Below are 13776 nucleotides of genomic sequence, written 5' to 3'. Positions count from 1 at the left end.
TCTAACATTCCCGCATGGACGCAGAACTCGCCTCACTCGAACAAAAGCTCGAACAACTGATCAGCCGCCACGCTTCCGAGCAGGCGCGGCTGCACGGCCAATTCACCGCAGCCCAGGCAGACAAGCGCCAGCTGCAGGAACAGGTCGACGCCCTCGAAAACGCTAACCGCGAACTCAACGACAAGCTCGGACTGGTCGGCAGCCGCCTCGAAGCGCTGCTCGCCCGCATCCCGGAGGCCTGAGATGGAACACCTCGACATCAAGCTGCTGGGGCGCGAGTACCGGGTCGCCTGCAAACCCGAAGAGAAGGACGCCCTGCTCGCCGCGGTGACCTACCTCGACGAAAAAATGCGCGATCTCGCCGGCAAGACCAACTCGGCCGGCGAACGGCTGGCGGTCATGACGGCCCTCAACATCACTCACGAATTTCTGCAATTTCAGCGTGCCGGCGGGTTTGACATCCCCACGCTCAAGCGTAGAATCGAACGCATCAACGGTCGACTCGACGGTGCCCTGGCAGAGCAGGAAACGCTCTTCTGAACAACCCCAGGAACACCCCGGAGTCACCGGGCAACACAGGTTTCAGTTAATCCCCTGCGGTGTTGGTCAAGGCTTAAGACTCCTTGAACCAATGTCTACGTGACATGGGTCGCTGACCATTGAAACCGCTGGTGTGCGCGCTCCTCGTCGAGTGTGCCTGATGCGGAAGGGATGCGGCCCCCCTGAACTCCGGTTCAGGATGAAGGCCTGACGGCATGCGCGGGGGACCCAACAAGCAAAAGGCGCAGACCACGGTCTGCGCCTTTTGCTTTGTGCCTTTTTCTTTGTTCTTCTGCCTTGCTGCTCCTGCCCTTGCATCGGCCCGCAGACTCGCAGACCGCTCACAAGCCTGCCAGGGAGCCGCAGCTCCCCCGGCAATGTCCCACACTCAGTCCGGAGCCTTGAAGCCCGCGCCAGCCTTGTTGGCCAGGAAGGCCACTGCACGCTTCAGCTCGTTGTCGGTCAGGTCGGCTGCGCCGCCCTTCGGAGGCATGGCGTTCTTGCCGGCAGCAGCCGACTTCACCAGGCCATCGTAACCCTGGGCCAGACGCGGAGCCCAGGCACCCTTGTCACCCGCCTTCGGCGCACCGGCAGCGCCGCTCTCATGACAGGCGCCACACACGGAGGTGTAGATCTGCTCGCCCGTACGGCTACCCGGCGCGGCAGCCGGCGCGGCCTGCAGCGAAACACTGGCTACCGGCTGGGTCAGCTTGGCTGCCAGTTCTTCGTCAACAGCCGCCTTCTTGCCACAGCCCACAAGCTGAGTCGCCAGGGCCGCCACACCGACAGAAAGCGCAATCCGCGCAAAGGAACGGACGGGGGAACTACGAAAATCCGACATTCTGAATTCCTCGAGTACGGGCTAAATGGGGTAAAACATTAATTATAGCGGGGCTATTCATCTTCTGTCAGGCAAAGCATGGACTCCTGCATCGATTCGCGCTATCCTGCGCCCCACGCAACGCATCAAGAAGCAAGAAGCACCGCGCGCCCGTAGCTCAGCTGGATAGAGTACTGCCCTCCGAAGGCAGGGGTCACACGTTCGAATCGTGTCGGGCGCGCCAAACAAATCAATGGGTTAGATCTTGAGGATCTAGCCCATTTTTGTTTTGTGCCTACGCCGTGCCCATCCTGTGCCCATGCCGTGCCCTACGCTCCGGCAGCTTTTCCCCCGAGGCACGGTTTTGAGTTCTGCTTTCCGTGCCTTCGTTTTCACGAAGCCGAGTCGTCAGGCATTCGCTCAAACAGATCCCCCACCCCGCACGCAAACAAGTCGCAGAGGCGGTCGATCGTCTCCATGTCCACCCGGTTGGCCGTCTCGTTGTAGAGCAAGGTAATCGTGTTGCGGTGAAGGCCTGTTTCACGGGCTACGTCAGCAATCTTGAGCTTTCGCTCGCCCATCATCCGGGACAGGTGACATCGGATCATTCTTTCCTCCAAAACAAAAAGTCATCTTGAATGACAAAAATAGATTGACAACGACTTTCTGAGAGATAGAATGTCATTCAGAACGACAAAACACCCAGCTAGATGTGTTTTTGAAGTTCTGCGTGATTTTAATTCTTGGAGACTGTCATGTCACTGACCTACCTCACTACCGACGAACTGTCGGGCCTCATCAAGTACGACTCAAGAACCATCCGCGAACGCCTCAAGGACAGCGTCCTTCTTGAAGGCAAGCACTACATCCGGCCTTTTGGCGGCAGGAAGATCCTCTACATCTGGGAACACATTGAACGGGACATGGGCCTGAAGTCAGCTGACACGAGCTTCTCTATTCCGATGGCAAACGGAGGTGTGTGCCATGGGTAGTATTCGTCGGCGAACCGACAACAACCTACTCTTTCTGGATTTCCGCTACAGGGATATCCGCTGCCGGGAACAGACTGCGCTTCCCGACACGGCCACCAACCGGAAAAAGGTTCAGAAGCTCCTCGACCGCATCGAAGCCGACATCGCCGCCGGCACCTTCGACTACCGGCGCTACTTCCCGGCCAGCAAGAACGCCGCGCGTTTCGACGCCGCACCGGCGGGGACCGCCACTGTGACCGTGGCAGCACCAAGCGCACCCACGGCCTCCCCGACGCCCCTCTTCAAGGACTTCGCGGAGACTTGGTATCTGGAGAAGGAGGTGGAGTGGCGCAAGTCCCACCGGATCACCGTCCGTCGGGAACTCGACAGCCTGATTTCCCGCTTTGGGGAGAAGGCGGTCGGCCAGATCACCAAGGCTGACGTACTTGCCTACCGCGCCGAACTCGGCAAAGTAACCGCGCGGGGCAAGGAAACAAAGCTGTCTGCTGCACGGATCAACAAGATGCTGAACCCGCTCAGGCAAATCCTCAACGAAGCGGCCGACCGCTTTAATTTTCCCACGCCTTGCCAGAACATCAAACAGTTGCGCATCAAGCGCACCGATGTGGATCCCTTCTCCCTCGAGGACGTGCGATCCATCCTCGCCACGGTGCGGGAGGATTTCCGCGACTACTTCACAGTGCGCTTCTTCACCGGGATGCGCACCGGCGAGGTGGATGGGCTGAAGTGGAAGTACGTGGATTTCGAGCGCCGGCTGATCCTCGTGCGGGAAACGGTGGTCCTCGGCGACGAGGAGTACACCAAGACCGACGGCTCGCAGCGGGACATCCAGATGAGCCAGCTCGTCTTTGAGGCCCTGAAGCGCCAGCAGGCCGCGACCGGCAAGGTGTCGGAGTTCGTGTTCTGCAACCGGCTCGGCAAGCCCCTTGACCACAAGAACGTGACGAACCGGGTCTGGTATCCCCTCCTCCGTCACCTGGGGCTCAAGAAGCGACGGCCCTACCAATGCCGGCACACGGCGGCCACCCTGTGGCTCGCCGCCGGCGAGGCGCCGGAGTGGATCGCGCGGCAGCTCGGCCACACGACGACCGAGATGCTGTTCCGGGTCTACTCCCGCTACGTCCCCAACCTGACCCGCCGGGATGGTTCGGCCTTCGAGCGCCTGATCACCCAGTCGATTGCCGACACCCCCTTGCCCGTGAATCCCGTCGAGGAGCCCCGCCATGTCTGATGCCCGCAAAACTGTGTTTTCCCTGAACCAGCTTCCCCAGCCGGATCACGTCATCGACCGCCTGCCGCCGGTCTTCCGGATCCAGTCGATCGAGCGCCTGCCCTTCGACGCCCGCAACCTGCTCAACGTGGCGGTCGTCTTCCACGAACGGGCAGTGCTGCGCGTCGAATGGCTGTGCCGCCATCCGGACAGCCGCCTGACCGTCGGCAGCCTCGTGTCGATCCGCTGGCTGGGTCGGCCGACCAGCACCCTGGGGGCGATCCGGATCGCTCGGCTGGTGAAGCTCGAACGGCCCGAGGCGAGCTTGAATCCCTTCGACACGGTGCCCCACGCCTGGGTCCGGGATCGGGAGCTCGTCGCGCGGGCAGGGCGCTTCTGGGAAAGCCTGAGCCGGCCGCTGCAGCACCTTTTCAACGCGGTGTTCTGGGAGCCGCGGCGCTTCCAGCGTTATCTCGAGGGGCCGAGTTCGCTCCAGGGGCATCACAACGGCCGTAACGGCAACTTTCGCCATGCGCTGGAAGTTGCCGAGCGGGCCCGTACCCTCGGTAGCCATCACGCGGAGGTGCATCTGCCTGTGCTGATCGCGGCGAGCCTGCTCCACGACGCGGGTAAGGCCGAAGAGTACAAGTTCAATCCGGTGCGGTGCCGCTACGAGATGACGGAACGCGGGGCGCTGCTGGGCCACAAGCATACGATTCTCGAGTGGATCGCCGCAGCCCGGGCCCAGCACCGGGTGATCGTGCCGGAGGCCCATTACCTGGCGCTCCTCCATGCCATCACCGCCGCCAAGGGGGCGCCCGACTGGCTGGGGCTGCGGGAGCCCCTGAGCCTGGATGCCCACATCCTGTCGACGGTGGATCGCCTCTCGGGCCAGGCTGATCTCGTCAGCCGCCACGCGGCGCGGGACGGGGGCTTCGGTGCCTATCACCGCCACCTGGGCGGACGGCCTTACGTCGTGCGGGAGTGAGGCTGGCCGTGCTGCCGCGACCCACCCGCGGCGGCGCCCGCAGCTCGCTTAGGGAATCGAGACGTTTCGCTATGCTGTTCCGGACAGCGGACGTCCCGTCATTCCACCCTTCGTAATTGCTTGGAGATTCTCATGGATCAACATGATGACCGCGCTCGTCCTCAATCTCGGACCCTGCGTGGCACCTGTATCACCCGAACCGTCGATCTCGCCAATCCGCGCCTGATCGGCGTCTGGAAGTGGAACTTTGAAGAGGCCAGTCGCCGCCTGTACGCGGTGTGCGTCTATGCGCCCAACGTCCTGCGGGATGCCTACCCCCTGGAGGAATTGGAACATCTGAAGGACTGCATCGCGCAGCAGGGCCACAAGGTCGAGAAGATGATCGACTGGACGCGGACCCAGCTCGACGCCGCCGGCCTGCAGGTGGGCGAATCTGGCCGGGTCGAGCTTTTGAGCGCCGATATCCGCACGCCCCTGGCGAGCGCTTACGCGGACCTCTTCCTCCGCGCCGATCTCGCCATCCAGCTGCTGGACGCCCTGTGGGTACAGGGGGCACTGACCGACGCGGGCCACGCGGAGCGGACCGGGGCGATGCGCCGCGCACCGCTCAGTGTCCTGGGTGCGATCCAGCGGATGCATGCGCGGTGCCGGGCGCACATCGAGGCGCTGTACCGACAACGGGAGTCGGGGCCGACATAGACGGCGTGTAGCCAGGCTCAGGCGCTTTGGAGGGTCTCGAGCTGGGTGATCAACTGGCGGAGCTGGTCCCGGGAGCACCCTCCCAAGAGCCGGATCAGTTCCGCCAGGTCGTCATCCGGCTCGTACAAGCAGGAGACCGGAACACTCAGTTCTGCGGCCAGCCGCTGCGCCGTCTGCACGTCCGGCACATGCTTGCCCCGCTCGTACTGGTTGATCCGCGCACTGGCAACGAACTGGTCAATCCCGGCCAGGATGCCGAGCTGCTTTTGCGATACGCCTCTCGCCTCCCGGGCCGCCCGTAGCCGCCTGGCAAACACTGACTTCTCTTCCATCCCCGTCCCCCGCGCTTGAGGACTAAGAGATTCTTAGGAAGGACGCCTATGGCATACTAAGGAATCCTTAGCTTTGTGGTCATAAGACCCACCCAACCCGGGCCTCCGTGGCTTTTGACTGCGACGAAGTTCGCTCACACGACGGCCCACACATTGAATATCAATAAGGATCAAACCATGTACAAGATGACGACCGCATTGGTGCTCGGCCTCGCTCTGACCGGCTGTGCCTCGATGAAGCCCACGGTTCACACCGAATCGACCTTCGTGATTTACGACGTCAAACCCGCCACGCTCGACCGGAATCTGTTTCTGAAGGCGGTGCTCGATGGCGTGCAGAAGAGTGCCAGCAAACTGCGGGTGAATCGTGAGATTCCCCCCGCGGAGCTGCCGGCCACACCAGGGCGCTTCGAGCTCCAGGATCCGTTTGCGAATTCCAGGATGGGCGCGCTGCTGGCGTCCCAGGCCCAGAGCATCCGCGTTCCGGTCTGCAAGAATGCGCTGATGACGGTTTCTACCGATAACACCAGCATGGCGCAGTACGGTGAGCAGACGACCTTCTTCCTGTGCGTCCTGCCCTACAAGGATGGCTACCACATCGATATCCACGCGACCTTCGTGCGAGCGAACAGCGGCTTGACCCCGCAGGGGATCAGCGCCGCGGTCGGGCGCTCGCTGATCGGGGACTCGAGCCAGTTCATCCCTCGCACGATGAATAACGTCCGCGCCGCGGCCGAGGCAGTCGGGGGGAAGGTGACGGTGATCGATAGCTACATCCCTGAGGATTTCAAAGGGGCGTTTGTTAACCAGGCCGAGAGTGCCGGCAAGTAAGCCCAGGAAGGAGACACCTGAAATGGACAAACGCGTCGTTGGAACACTGCTGGGAATCGTCGGCGTGCTGTTGTGGTTCATGCCCTGGATGGCGTTCTCGATGGGGGACATGAACTTCCACCGGACCGGCAGTCACGTTGGCGGGATCGCTTACGTCCTGCTGATGAGCTCGCTGGCCTCTGCGGTGCTGTCCTGGGTGCCCCAGCCTGTGCCACGCATCATCGTGGCCGCGCTCTCGACGCTGCTCAGCGGGTTCTTCTGGCTGAACGCGGGGGAGGAGGCTGCGTGGGGACTGGTCTGGCTGTGTACAGTGAGCGGCTTCAGCCTGCTGCAGGCGATCGAGAGGAATAGCGCGGAACGGAAGTCGGATCCGCAGGCTGAGTAGTTCATCATCGGGCCGGGACGAGGGAGCGTGCCCCCTCGTCCCGATATCCGATTCCTTGAGCCATCAGCGCCCTCTCAATGCATCGAGCAGCTTTACAAAGTTCCTCTGGCGCTTCCACTCTGGCCGAACTTCCAGCAGTTCGTCGTCGAACAGGCCCAGCTACTCGCGGTGTGCTGCGAAAGGTCGAGACGTCCGTCTGAGTGAGTCTGGCACCATTACGCCGATTCGGCGCTGGCTCCAATGTGCCGGTCGGTGCCCGAAAAACCTCCTTCATTTTTTCCAAACCCTGCTACCGACAACTCGGGATGTTCTATCGATACTTGTCCTTGCCGGAGTGACCGGCATAACCAAGGAGAACATCATGAGCAAGGGTACCAACGGTAATAGTGGTCGCAGCGGAAGCGGAAGTGGGCATCAAGGAGGTCGCCCGAGTGGCGGAGGCGGGCGACCGGCGAACGGCCTCCCTGGCGGAAACTGGCCGAGCACGACGGGGCAGCCTTCCGGTGGTGGACGAGGCAATGCTCCAGCACGCGGCAGCAAATAAATCTGCTAGTCATTAGCTCCGCCTTCTAAGCTTGCGGCTGGATTTATCTTGGCCGCCGCAAGCTTGTCCAGATGGTATTGGCACCAGAAAGGTAGGCGTCCGGCAGCCCAATCATGGAAGCTCTCATAGCCAAACGGAAAGTATGGCCATGGGGCACATTGCTCCTGAGCACCCGGAGTCTTTGCATGCAAAACGGCATTACTCACGAAGGACTCCGAAATGTAGCCCAGAAGTGACAGACAGCGCATCGCCCAATGCATGCTCATGATGCGTTCCTCATCATCAGGACAACACCGCTGGATGATTACTCGCACCTGAGTCTCATCGGGTAGTGTCTGTCCGGCGCTCCAGCGCTTCAAGGTTTGAATATCAATAGAATCATCCACTTGCGATAGGTGGTCACTAAGCGCCCCCATCGACTTTTGCTTAGCAAGGTGCATCAAGAACCGAAAGAATGAGCGGCCAAATCCCACACGTCGTCCATCCTCATCGGCGATTAGGCTCGTGAGGTCATGCGTTATTTCATCACTTGACTTCATTTGCATGCCGACACACCAAGCAGCCAGCAAAGACATTGTGGTCTCTAAGGTAATAGCCCACTGCACACACACAAGCCGCCGTCTCGATGTTACAGCCGCTAGAGCAAAATACATTTCAGGTGAGGCCAGCTCGGCAGTGACTTTGTTTCGGTATAAACCCCTGGCCGCCGCTGCAAATTCACCGCTCTGAATTAGCGTTTCCGGGTTCCATAGCGCTTCAGAGAGAGTCATAAGATAGTGACTTGAATAAGAGCGCTCCTCATCCGTCTTGCGCAACCACACTCCCTGCAAGAAGCATCCCCACTCCCCATGAGGGCCGAGTACATCCTCTGGCCCATAGCTGCAACAGCTCGTTGACAAGACGCGCCGGCACGTCCTGTCCTCGTTTCTGGTGGTATTTGATGCTCTTAACGGTGGACTCTACCCCCAACTCTTTGAGGGCCTTATTGAAGGGGACTCCCATCAACTTCATGAATACAGCTGGAGAGAGCATAAATTGCCTGGTCAACTGTATTGGGGCCGGTCGCCCGCCAAACGGATTCAGGAATACTCCGCGTTTTTCAGCCATCTACAGAACCAACCGAACAGTCACGAAAAAGGTTGGTCCGGTGCCACGCCAAGTAGGTGCGATGACCTCCCGCCACCGAAAGAAGCCGAAGCCGCCGGTCGGCCAGTCCCAGGGCCTCCCACTGCTCCGACCCCAAAGTGGGTGACCGCAACAACGCTCCTTCATCAGAGAAGGTAAGCAATCCTCTGTCAAACAAGGCATCCAGATGAGGCACGAGCAGGAGTCCGTTAAACACGTCCAGCCTCTCAATGTCACTCCCACACACAGACCAAGGTTTGATGTGTGAAGCCCGAAGCAACTCGACGACATCAAACCCAGTTACGGCGCACCGGCCTCCCCAGTAGTCGATAAGTGAGCGTCGAAAGATGTCCTGTCCCACCCGCTGGGTGATCTCCCTTAGAACTTCGGTTCCATTTGGTGGAATGACGTGGGCAGACCGGAACTCACGTAGCCCTGACTGACTGACCACGCGGGCCAATTCACCGGCCCGAATCAATACCTCGTAGAGATGGCCGTAGTCCGGAATACCATCCATCCTTACGGACCAAACTCCGGTTTCGGGCACCGATGACAGGTGAAACTCGTCAATCAGCCGGTTACCAACCGCGGGGTCGGACACTCCTAGCTCGAACTGCAGCTGGGCCTCGTTCTCCCTCAGGGCAACACCGAGAGAGGCTGGAAACGCAGTAGAGCGAAAAATCAGCCAGTCTCCCTCTTCCTGACAAGTCAGGTCGAAACCCGCATCCGCGGTCGCTTTCGCGACACGCGTACGTTCGAGGGCAAATCCGATCAAAGCCATTAGGCTCCTTTCCCCGTCAAACGCCGACAGCCCCGTCACATCGAATCGAAGAGCTCGCGGACCTTTCAGGTGGCCAAAACAACGGGTTGCGGGATGCTGGACAAGCCAATAATATCTGTAATGAGGGCGCCAAGGCTGCAGGTAAGCTCCTTCAAACCATTTCGGACATCAGCCTGCTCTCGACACCATAGGCACCAACCGCCCATCCTCAAACTCCATCACTACCGTAGTCACTGTTAGCGGGTCATCTGGGAGCGATAGGCTGAAAGCCTCATAGCCATTCTTGCCGACGCGAACCTGCTGAGGAATTGACTTTTCCAGCCTCTTAAAAAGCGGCTCGAACAACACACCCGCCATGCGCTCACCGCCTGCGCCATGGACAGCGAATTGCTTGGAGACCCTCATCCATTCAGAATAAATAAAGTCAGAGGCCGCGAGTCGATGAAGAACGGACAACTTGTCATCGTCGTCGCCATCCAGCACGTAGGCGCGAGCAGCGACGCGCGCGATACAGCCGCCTTCGTCCGCATAGGCCCACAGATTTAGGCAAACTTCGGGATTGCTCAGTGGTCGTAACTTAGCTTCAGACATCACTTTTCTCCTCTGTCCTTCGTTACACCATCCAACGAGTTCGCATCTCTCTCGCCAGTAGGAGCTCCTTCCTGCCCCCCGTCCTTCGCGGGCAAGGCAGTTGTGACCATAGCCGTTTGTTGGCGCTCCACCAACTTGGACGTCAACACGCAGAACTTGAGCAAGAGCCACCACGCATACAACACCTCATAGTCAAACATACCCGAGTCGTCTCGCAGTCCATGGGCCACTTCGTTTCGAAGGTTAGTGCCCAGAGGATCAACAAGGAGACCCTGTAACTCAAACACACCGTCTGCGCCGAACGCCTGTGCAGCTTCCGGGGTCTCGAGCAGCGCGCTCAAAGGCCGTTCAGGTTGAAGCCCCCCCGGCTCGAGCATCGAAGTAGCACCGCCGCGAGACTCTACGACATGGCGTACCATCGCTTCGAGTTGCGATGGGATTAAATGTCCAGCAACCAGCATGTCCCCCTGAAAGCCTGCCAGCAGTGCCCTCAAGATACTTTCAGCGTGACCAGGCGGAATCCAAGGGCTGTATTGAATCAAGCTGGCCAAGTCGAGTCGGTCAGGCCCATGAGCGGAGAGGACTTCCAGCCTGGCCGGATTCAGCATTGCTTGGACGTTAAGGCTACGGGTCAGGTGCGCATTGCGGAACATGCGCCAGCGCAGACCATCATCCTTCGGGTCGTTTGCTCCGGCCTCTAGCCTAGGTGGTCGCGCAACAACTCGGCCTCGTGAGTTGAGAACCTCGCTGGAGAAAAGGCTGCCGAGCACCGCGACGCGCGCCTGCTCGTGAACATCTTGCTTGAGCTTAGAAATGGACGGTGGTTTCACCATCTTGCAGAGAGCAAGGATTGCCTCCGCGAGGGACTTGTCTCGAACGGCAGTCACTGCGATTTTTACAAGTGCCTCGGCATCCACGCTACTTGATAGCGGCTTTAGCTCCGTCAGCGACTCCTGTTGTAGCACCAATAGCCTTTCATGCAACTCCGCAGCGCGGTCACGCCCTCCTGGTGCTTGGCGCATCGCCTCCACCGCGTCGGACAAAACCGAAGCCGCAGTAATCGCGCCGCGCCCGAGTTGCTTGTATGCAAGCTCGGACTCCTTAACAAGGCATTCTGCGGATTGCCGCAGCGCCGGACCTTCGGCCGCAGCATCACCCCCAGCTCGGTGGCAGTCGGCTGTGAGTTGGTAGTAATCCTTCGCCCGCCAGAAGTCATTGGCTGCCTCAGCGGATGCAGCCGCGGCTAAGGCAAAGCCAGCGAACTGGCAGGCATCTCCATGCTTGAACTCCAACAGCAACCGCGTGAGTCGCAGCGTCAGGTAGAGCGGGTCGGTGCCGCGGTGGCGATGCAGCATAGCCTCAATCTCGCTCAGCACACGCAGGCGCAGGTCAGCTCCGCCTTTACCCAGCCCAGCAGCCAGTCGCAGCGCTCGCTCCAGACGCTTATGGCATGAGGACCAATCTTTGGGATGCTCAAGCCGCAAGGCAGAAGCAATGTAAGCATCCACGGCGCCTTGCGCCGCAGGAAAGGAGCGCGCTTGAATCCACAGCACATCCAGGAACCGCGCCCGAAGCTCCGGGTCTTGCAACGATAGCGCCCACGCCTGCAAGCTGAGGAGTTCCTCCTTCGGAAAGTCAGCTGGGATGGCGCTGCGCTGACCGTCCATGACGAACATGGGACCGAAGGGCTCGGCCGGTTGGTCTGCCCTCAGCATCATGGTCAACACGGCGCCCACAAATCGCAGGCACTCACGTTGCTCGGCACTCCATCGCCCCTCTTCACGCTCAACGCGGGAGACCTCGTCGCGGAAAGTATTGCAATCGAACCGCTCGACGCCGCAGAGCAGGCCGTCAAAGTCAATCAACTTCAGGGCATCGTGGTTTATGAGCGTCCAATCAAGTGGCACTGGCCTCTCCCGCATTCCTTTTTCTTGGCATTTAACGCCTACTGCAACTCAAAGCCCGGCAAGGTGGGCATCAGCTCCCTCCTGAACAGCAAACGTTCATCAACACCTGGCTCCAACTCCAGCACCACAGCTCCGTCGCCTTGAAGTTCGAGCGGTGGCGCCGAAGTCGTCGTGACGATAAACTGAAACGGCACGGCGCCATCCTTGCCAAATTGCTTAGCCGCTTCAGCGGCGGCGAGGAAGAACTCCCGGTACAGGCGCTCGCTCATATCGGCCTCTCTCGGACAGTCATGAACCAGGAAGCCCGGGTGGCTGCTCGCATCGGAGACAGCCGAGTCGAGCAGGCACACGATGTCGCCCAGAAGCACTTCCAGCACCTGGTAGGCTTCACCACCGCGCGCAACTTGGAAGGGCCGAAATTCGTGCCCCGAAACAAACCGAGCGTGTCCTGCGGCTCCAAGGAGTCTGGTCGAGACGGCTGCCGTCAAAGCCTTGATGGCGTCCACTCTTGATGACTGCTGAGACCTGCGGCTGAGCTCGGCGGCTCGGAGGGCATTCAGTGCTGTCTCGAACTCCTGAAGTTGCGACCGCGCCTCGACCAGCTCGGCCGTATCGCCGCCTATGGCTCTTTGTGTGTGCTGCACCTGAAGTTCGCTCCAGGACTGCTTCAAGAGTGCCCGTGAGCTCTCACTGGTGGCGACGCGGACTCGCAATCGGCGAAGCTCAGCCTTCTTCTCAGAAATGCGATGCGCTTGTTCAGAGGCGGTCTTTGCGGCCCTGTCGAACTCCCGCATCTGAGCTTCGTAGCGTTCGGCGAGCTCCGGGGCCGTTGCCTTGGCCTGTCGACCGTCTCGGTACCAAGTCATATTGACCGCGCTCTTGCGCTCCCGGATGTGCTGGCACGCATTGAACTCGACATTCCCGTGGTCGCATCGACCCTCCAGGCCTTCCAGTTGGTCCCGTTCATTGGTCAGCCGCTCAAAATCTGCTTGGTTCGCGTCAACCAGGGACTTGGCAATGCCCACCGTAAGTTCCGCCAGCTCGCGGGCTTTGTTTAGCTCATGCAGACGCACCTGTTCCCCTGCTAGGACATCCTCCGCCTGCTCCACGTCGCGCTCCAATCGCCGCTCCTCAAGCTCGGCAGCCTGCAAGGCCGCTTGAACACGCGATTCGAGGGATTCGCCGACTATCGTCATGAAGACCGGCTCGTCCTCTTCCGATTTCACCCGCAAACGTAACTGTCGGTCGGCATGGGTCAGCGCAAAGGTCGGTGCCCGTTCAAGTTCAGAAATGCGTTCCTTACACTGTTCGACCTGTTTCTGCTTGGCCTCAATGTCACGCAGCAGCCGGTCCAGCTCCAGGTCCACCAGACCCAACACCGAGGCGACCAACAGCGGCGGGTCACGCCGTGACCTCTTGAAGCCCAAGCCTTCACCCTCTCGCCAGTGGTAGAAGCCATCAAAACGGGTTCGTTGCTCCCTGATGCACCAAGCCAGCAAATGGCGCCACTCCAGCGGTTGATTCGTTCCTGGCAGTGAGCGTGTCGCAAGCCGGCCAATCGAGAACTGCTCCAGCGCGTGGCTGTAGCCGTCGAAGTCATTCGCCGCCGTTCCTTGGAGCAGCTGGTTCAACGCGTCGCATTGAGCCGCCATGGGCTGACTGTACGCGCCGTACGGTCGGAAAACCAACCAGACCGAGCCGTCCACATGGACCTGCGCGGCCACCCCACCTTTGGGAAAGCCTCCGGCGGCCTTGCCGCGCAGGGTGGCGATGGCGGGTGCATCATCACCCAGGACATACCTCAGTAACAGGCAAAGCGAGGTTTTACCGACGCCATGACCTGCGCTCGACAAGCCTGAGGCTTCGCTCGATGCGGACTCCTTGGCCCATACGATGTTCAGCCCTGCGTGCAGGTCGATTGTGCGCGTGAAAACGAGCGGCTCACGGGATTCGACGAGCCACAGGGTTTCGACCCATAGTCTGGGTTGAGCGCGGACCGGTTCACACGCCTTGAGCCAGTTTGACATCGCA

General features: G+C 60.2%; 16 protein-coding genes, 1 tRNA gene and 1 other RNA gene. 10 read left to right on the top strand and 8 right to left on the bottom strand.

Features of this window, described 5'->3' with window-relative positions; all coding sequences use genetic code 11:
* The first annotated feature begins 14 nt into the window (after positions 1-14).
* From HHL15_RS10520 to ssrS, 3 genes are all read left to right on the top strand, one after another.
* On the top strand, positions 15-242 hold the full coding sequence (locus HHL15_RS10520; RefSeq protein WP_169145721.1) for a hypothetical protein: 228 nt from the start codon (positions 15-17) through the stop codon (positions 240-242).
* Position 243: 1 nt separating this feature from the next.
* The gene (locus tag HHL15_RS10515) at positions 244-540 is read left to right on the top strand and encodes a cell division protein ZapA (RefSeq protein ID WP_169145720.1); all 297 of its coding nucleotides are present in this window, start codon (positions 244-246) and stop codon (positions 538-540) included.
* 48 nt (positions 541-588) lie between these two features.
* A non-coding RNA gene (gene ssrS, locus HHL15_RS10510) (6S RNA) lies at positions 589-770 on the top strand.
* A gap of 158 nt (positions 771-928) precedes the next feature.
* Here the strand turns inward: ssrS and HHL15_RS10505 are convergent.
* Entirely contained in the window at positions 929-1381 is a 453-nt protein-coding gene (locus HHL15_RS10505; RefSeq protein WP_169145719.1) for a c-type cytochrome, read from the bottom strand.
* Positions 1382-1527: 146 nt separating this feature from the next.
* Here HHL15_RS10505 and HHL15_RS10500 point away from each other — a divergent pair.
* Positions 1528-1604: transfer RNA gene (locus HHL15_RS10500), tRNA-Arg, on the top strand.
* Between the two features lie 148 nt (positions 1605-1752).
* Here HHL15_RS10500 and HHL15_RS10495 read toward each other — a convergent pair.
* Positions 1753-1968: a helix-turn-helix domain-containing protein gene (locus HHL15_RS10495; RefSeq protein ID WP_169145718.1), complete on the bottom strand. Its 216-nt coding sequence runs from the start codon at positions 1966-1968 to the stop codon at positions 1753-1755.
* A gap of 147 nt (positions 1969-2115) precedes the next feature.
* Here HHL15_RS10495 and HHL15_RS10490 point away from each other — a divergent pair, with 147 nt between their 5' ends.
* From HHL15_RS10490 to HHL15_RS10475, 4 genes are all read left to right on the top strand, one after another.
* The gene (locus HHL15_RS10490) at positions 2116-2352 is read left to right on the top strand and encodes a hypothetical protein (RefSeq protein ID WP_169145717.1); all 237 of its coding nucleotides are present in this window, start codon (positions 2116-2118) and stop codon (positions 2350-2352) included.
* Positions 2345-3583 (top strand): site-specific integrase, encoded by a 1239-nt coding sequence (locus tag HHL15_RS10485; protein WP_169145716.1) that lies wholly within the window; start codon positions 2345-2347, stop codon positions 3581-3583. The genes HHL15_RS10490 and HHL15_RS10485 overlap by 8 nt, the downstream gene beginning before the upstream one ends.
* Positions 3576-4550 (top strand): HD domain-containing protein, encoded by a 975-nt coding sequence (locus HHL15_RS10480; RefSeq protein ID WP_169145715.1) that lies wholly within the window; start codon positions 3576-3578, stop codon positions 4548-4550. The genes HHL15_RS10485 and HHL15_RS10480 overlap by 8 nt, the downstream gene beginning before the upstream one ends.
* 132 nt (positions 4551-4682) lie before the next feature.
* The gene (locus tag HHL15_RS10475) at positions 4683-5249 is read left to right on the top strand and encodes a hypothetical protein (protein WP_169145714.1); all 567 of its coding nucleotides are present in this window, start codon (positions 4683-4685) and stop codon (positions 5247-5249) included.
* Positions 5250-5266: 17 nt separating this feature from the next.
* Here HHL15_RS10475 and HHL15_RS10470 read toward each other — a convergent pair whose 3' ends face one another.
* Positions 5267-5581: a helix-turn-helix domain-containing protein gene (locus tag HHL15_RS10470; protein ID WP_169145713.1), complete on the bottom strand. Its 315-nt coding sequence runs from the start codon at positions 5579-5581 to the stop codon at positions 5267-5269.
* 177 nt (positions 5582-5758) lie between these two features.
* Here HHL15_RS10470 and HHL15_RS10465 point away from each other — a divergent pair, with 177 nt between their 5' ends.
* The gene (locus tag HHL15_RS10465) at positions 5759-6412 is read left to right on the top strand and encodes a hypothetical protein (RefSeq protein WP_169145712.1); all 654 of its coding nucleotides are present in this window, start codon (positions 5759-5761) and stop codon (positions 6410-6412) included.
* A 22-nt stretch (positions 6413-6434) separates the two neighbouring features.
* Positions 6435-6797: a hypothetical protein gene (locus HHL15_RS10460; RefSeq protein WP_169145711.1), complete on the top strand. Its 363-nt coding sequence runs from the start codon at positions 6435-6437 to the stop codon at positions 6795-6797.
* A 549-nt stretch (positions 6798-7346) separates the two neighbouring features.
* On the opposite strand, the gene HHL15_RS10455 is transcribed toward HHL15_RS10460, so the two are convergent.
* The 5 genes from HHL15_RS10455 to HHL15_RS10435 form a co-directional block, all read right to left on the bottom strand.
* Entirely contained in the window at positions 7347-8156 is an 810-nt protein-coding gene (locus tag HHL15_RS10455; RefSeq protein WP_169145710.1) for a hypothetical protein, read from the bottom strand.
* Positions 8157-8440: 284 nt separating this feature from the next.
* Entirely contained in the window at positions 8441-9247 is an 807-nt protein-coding gene (locus HHL15_RS10450; protein ID WP_206198708.1) for an HNH endonuclease, read from the bottom strand.
* Between the two features lie 168 nt (positions 9248-9415).
* Positions 9416-9838, bottom strand: coding sequence for a hypothetical protein (locus tag HHL15_RS10445; protein ID WP_169145709.1), 423 nt, complete (start codon positions 9836-9838; stop codon positions 9416-9418).
* The gene (locus HHL15_RS26905; protein ID WP_169145708.1) at positions 9838-11745 is read right to left on the bottom strand and encodes a DUF4209 domain-containing protein; all 1908 of its coding nucleotides are present in this window, start codon (positions 11743-11745) and stop codon (positions 9838-9840) included. The genes HHL15_RS10445 and HHL15_RS26905 overlap by 1 nt, the downstream gene beginning before the upstream one ends.
* Positions 11746-11783: 38 nt before the next feature.
* On the bottom strand, positions 11784-13772 hold the full coding sequence (locus HHL15_RS10435; protein WP_169145707.1) for a coiled-coil domain-containing protein: 1989 nt from the start codon (positions 13770-13772) through the stop codon (positions 11784-11786).
* Positions 13773-13776 lie beyond the last annotated feature (4 nt).

Source organism: Zoogloea dura (assembly GCF_012927165.1).
GTDB classification, from domain to species: domain Bacteria; phylum Pseudomonadota; class Gammaproteobacteria; order Burkholderiales; family Rhodocyclaceae; genus Zoogloea; species Zoogloea dura.
The sequence above is the reverse complement of the archived record's forward strand: the minus strand, read 5'-3'. Positions and strand labels throughout refer to the sequence as shown.

What these genes read in the sequence shown, in the direction of transcription:
- HHL15_RS10520 (WP_169145721.1), top strand. Translation starts at nt 15, where the DNA reads ATGGACGCAGAACTCGCCTCACTCGAACAAAAGCTCGAACAACTGATC.
- HHL15_RS10515 (WP_169145720.1), top strand. Translation starts at nt 244, where the DNA reads ATGGAACACCTCGACATCAAGCTGCTGGGGCGCGAGTACCGGGTCGCC.
- HHL15_RS10505 (WP_169145719.1), bottom strand. Translation starts at nt 1,381, where the DNA reads ATGTCGGATTTTCGTAGTTCCCCCGTCCGTTCCTTTGCGCGGATTGCG.
- HHL15_RS10495 (WP_169145718.1), bottom strand. Translation starts at nt 1,968, where the DNA reads ATGATCCGATGTCACCTGTCCCGGATGATGGGCGAGCGAAAGCTCAAG.
- HHL15_RS10490 (WP_169145717.1), top strand. Translation starts at nt 2,116, where the DNA reads ATGTCACTGACCTACCTCACTACCGACGAACTGTCGGGCCTCATCAAG.
- HHL15_RS10485 (WP_169145716.1), top strand. Translation starts at nt 2,345, where the DNA reads ATGGGTAGTATTCGTCGGCGAACCGACAACAACCTACTCTTTCTGGAT.
- HHL15_RS10480 (WP_169145715.1), top strand. Translation starts at nt 3,576, where the DNA reads ATGTCTGATGCCCGCAAAACTGTGTTTTCCCTGAACCAGCTTCCCCAG.
- HHL15_RS10475 (WP_169145714.1), top strand. Translation starts at nt 4,683, where the DNA reads ATGGATCAACATGATGACCGCGCTCGTCCTCAATCTCGGACCCTGCGT.
- HHL15_RS10470 (WP_169145713.1), bottom strand. Translation starts at nt 5,581, where the DNA reads ATGGAAGAGAAGTCAGTGTTTGCCAGGCGGCTACGGGCGGCCCGGGAG.
- HHL15_RS10465 (WP_169145712.1), top strand. Translation starts at nt 5,759, where the DNA reads ATGTACAAGATGACGACCGCATTGGTGCTCGGCCTCGCTCTGACCGGC.
- HHL15_RS10460 (WP_169145711.1), top strand. Translation starts at nt 6,435, where the DNA reads ATGGACAAACGCGTCGTTGGAACACTGCTGGGAATCGTCGGCGTGCTG.
- HHL15_RS10450 (WP_206198708.1), bottom strand. Translation starts at nt 9,247, where the DNA reads ATGGCTTTGATCGGATTTGCCCTCGAACGTACGCGTGTCGCGAAAGCG.
- HHL15_RS10445 (WP_169145709.1), bottom strand. Translation starts at nt 9,838, where the DNA reads ATGTCTGAAGCTAAGTTACGACCACTGAGCAATCCCGAAGTTTGCCTA.
- HHL15_RS10435 (WP_169145707.1), bottom strand. Translation starts at nt 13,772, where the DNA reads ATGTCAAACTGGCTCAAGGCGTGTGAACCGGTCCGCGCTCAACCCAGA.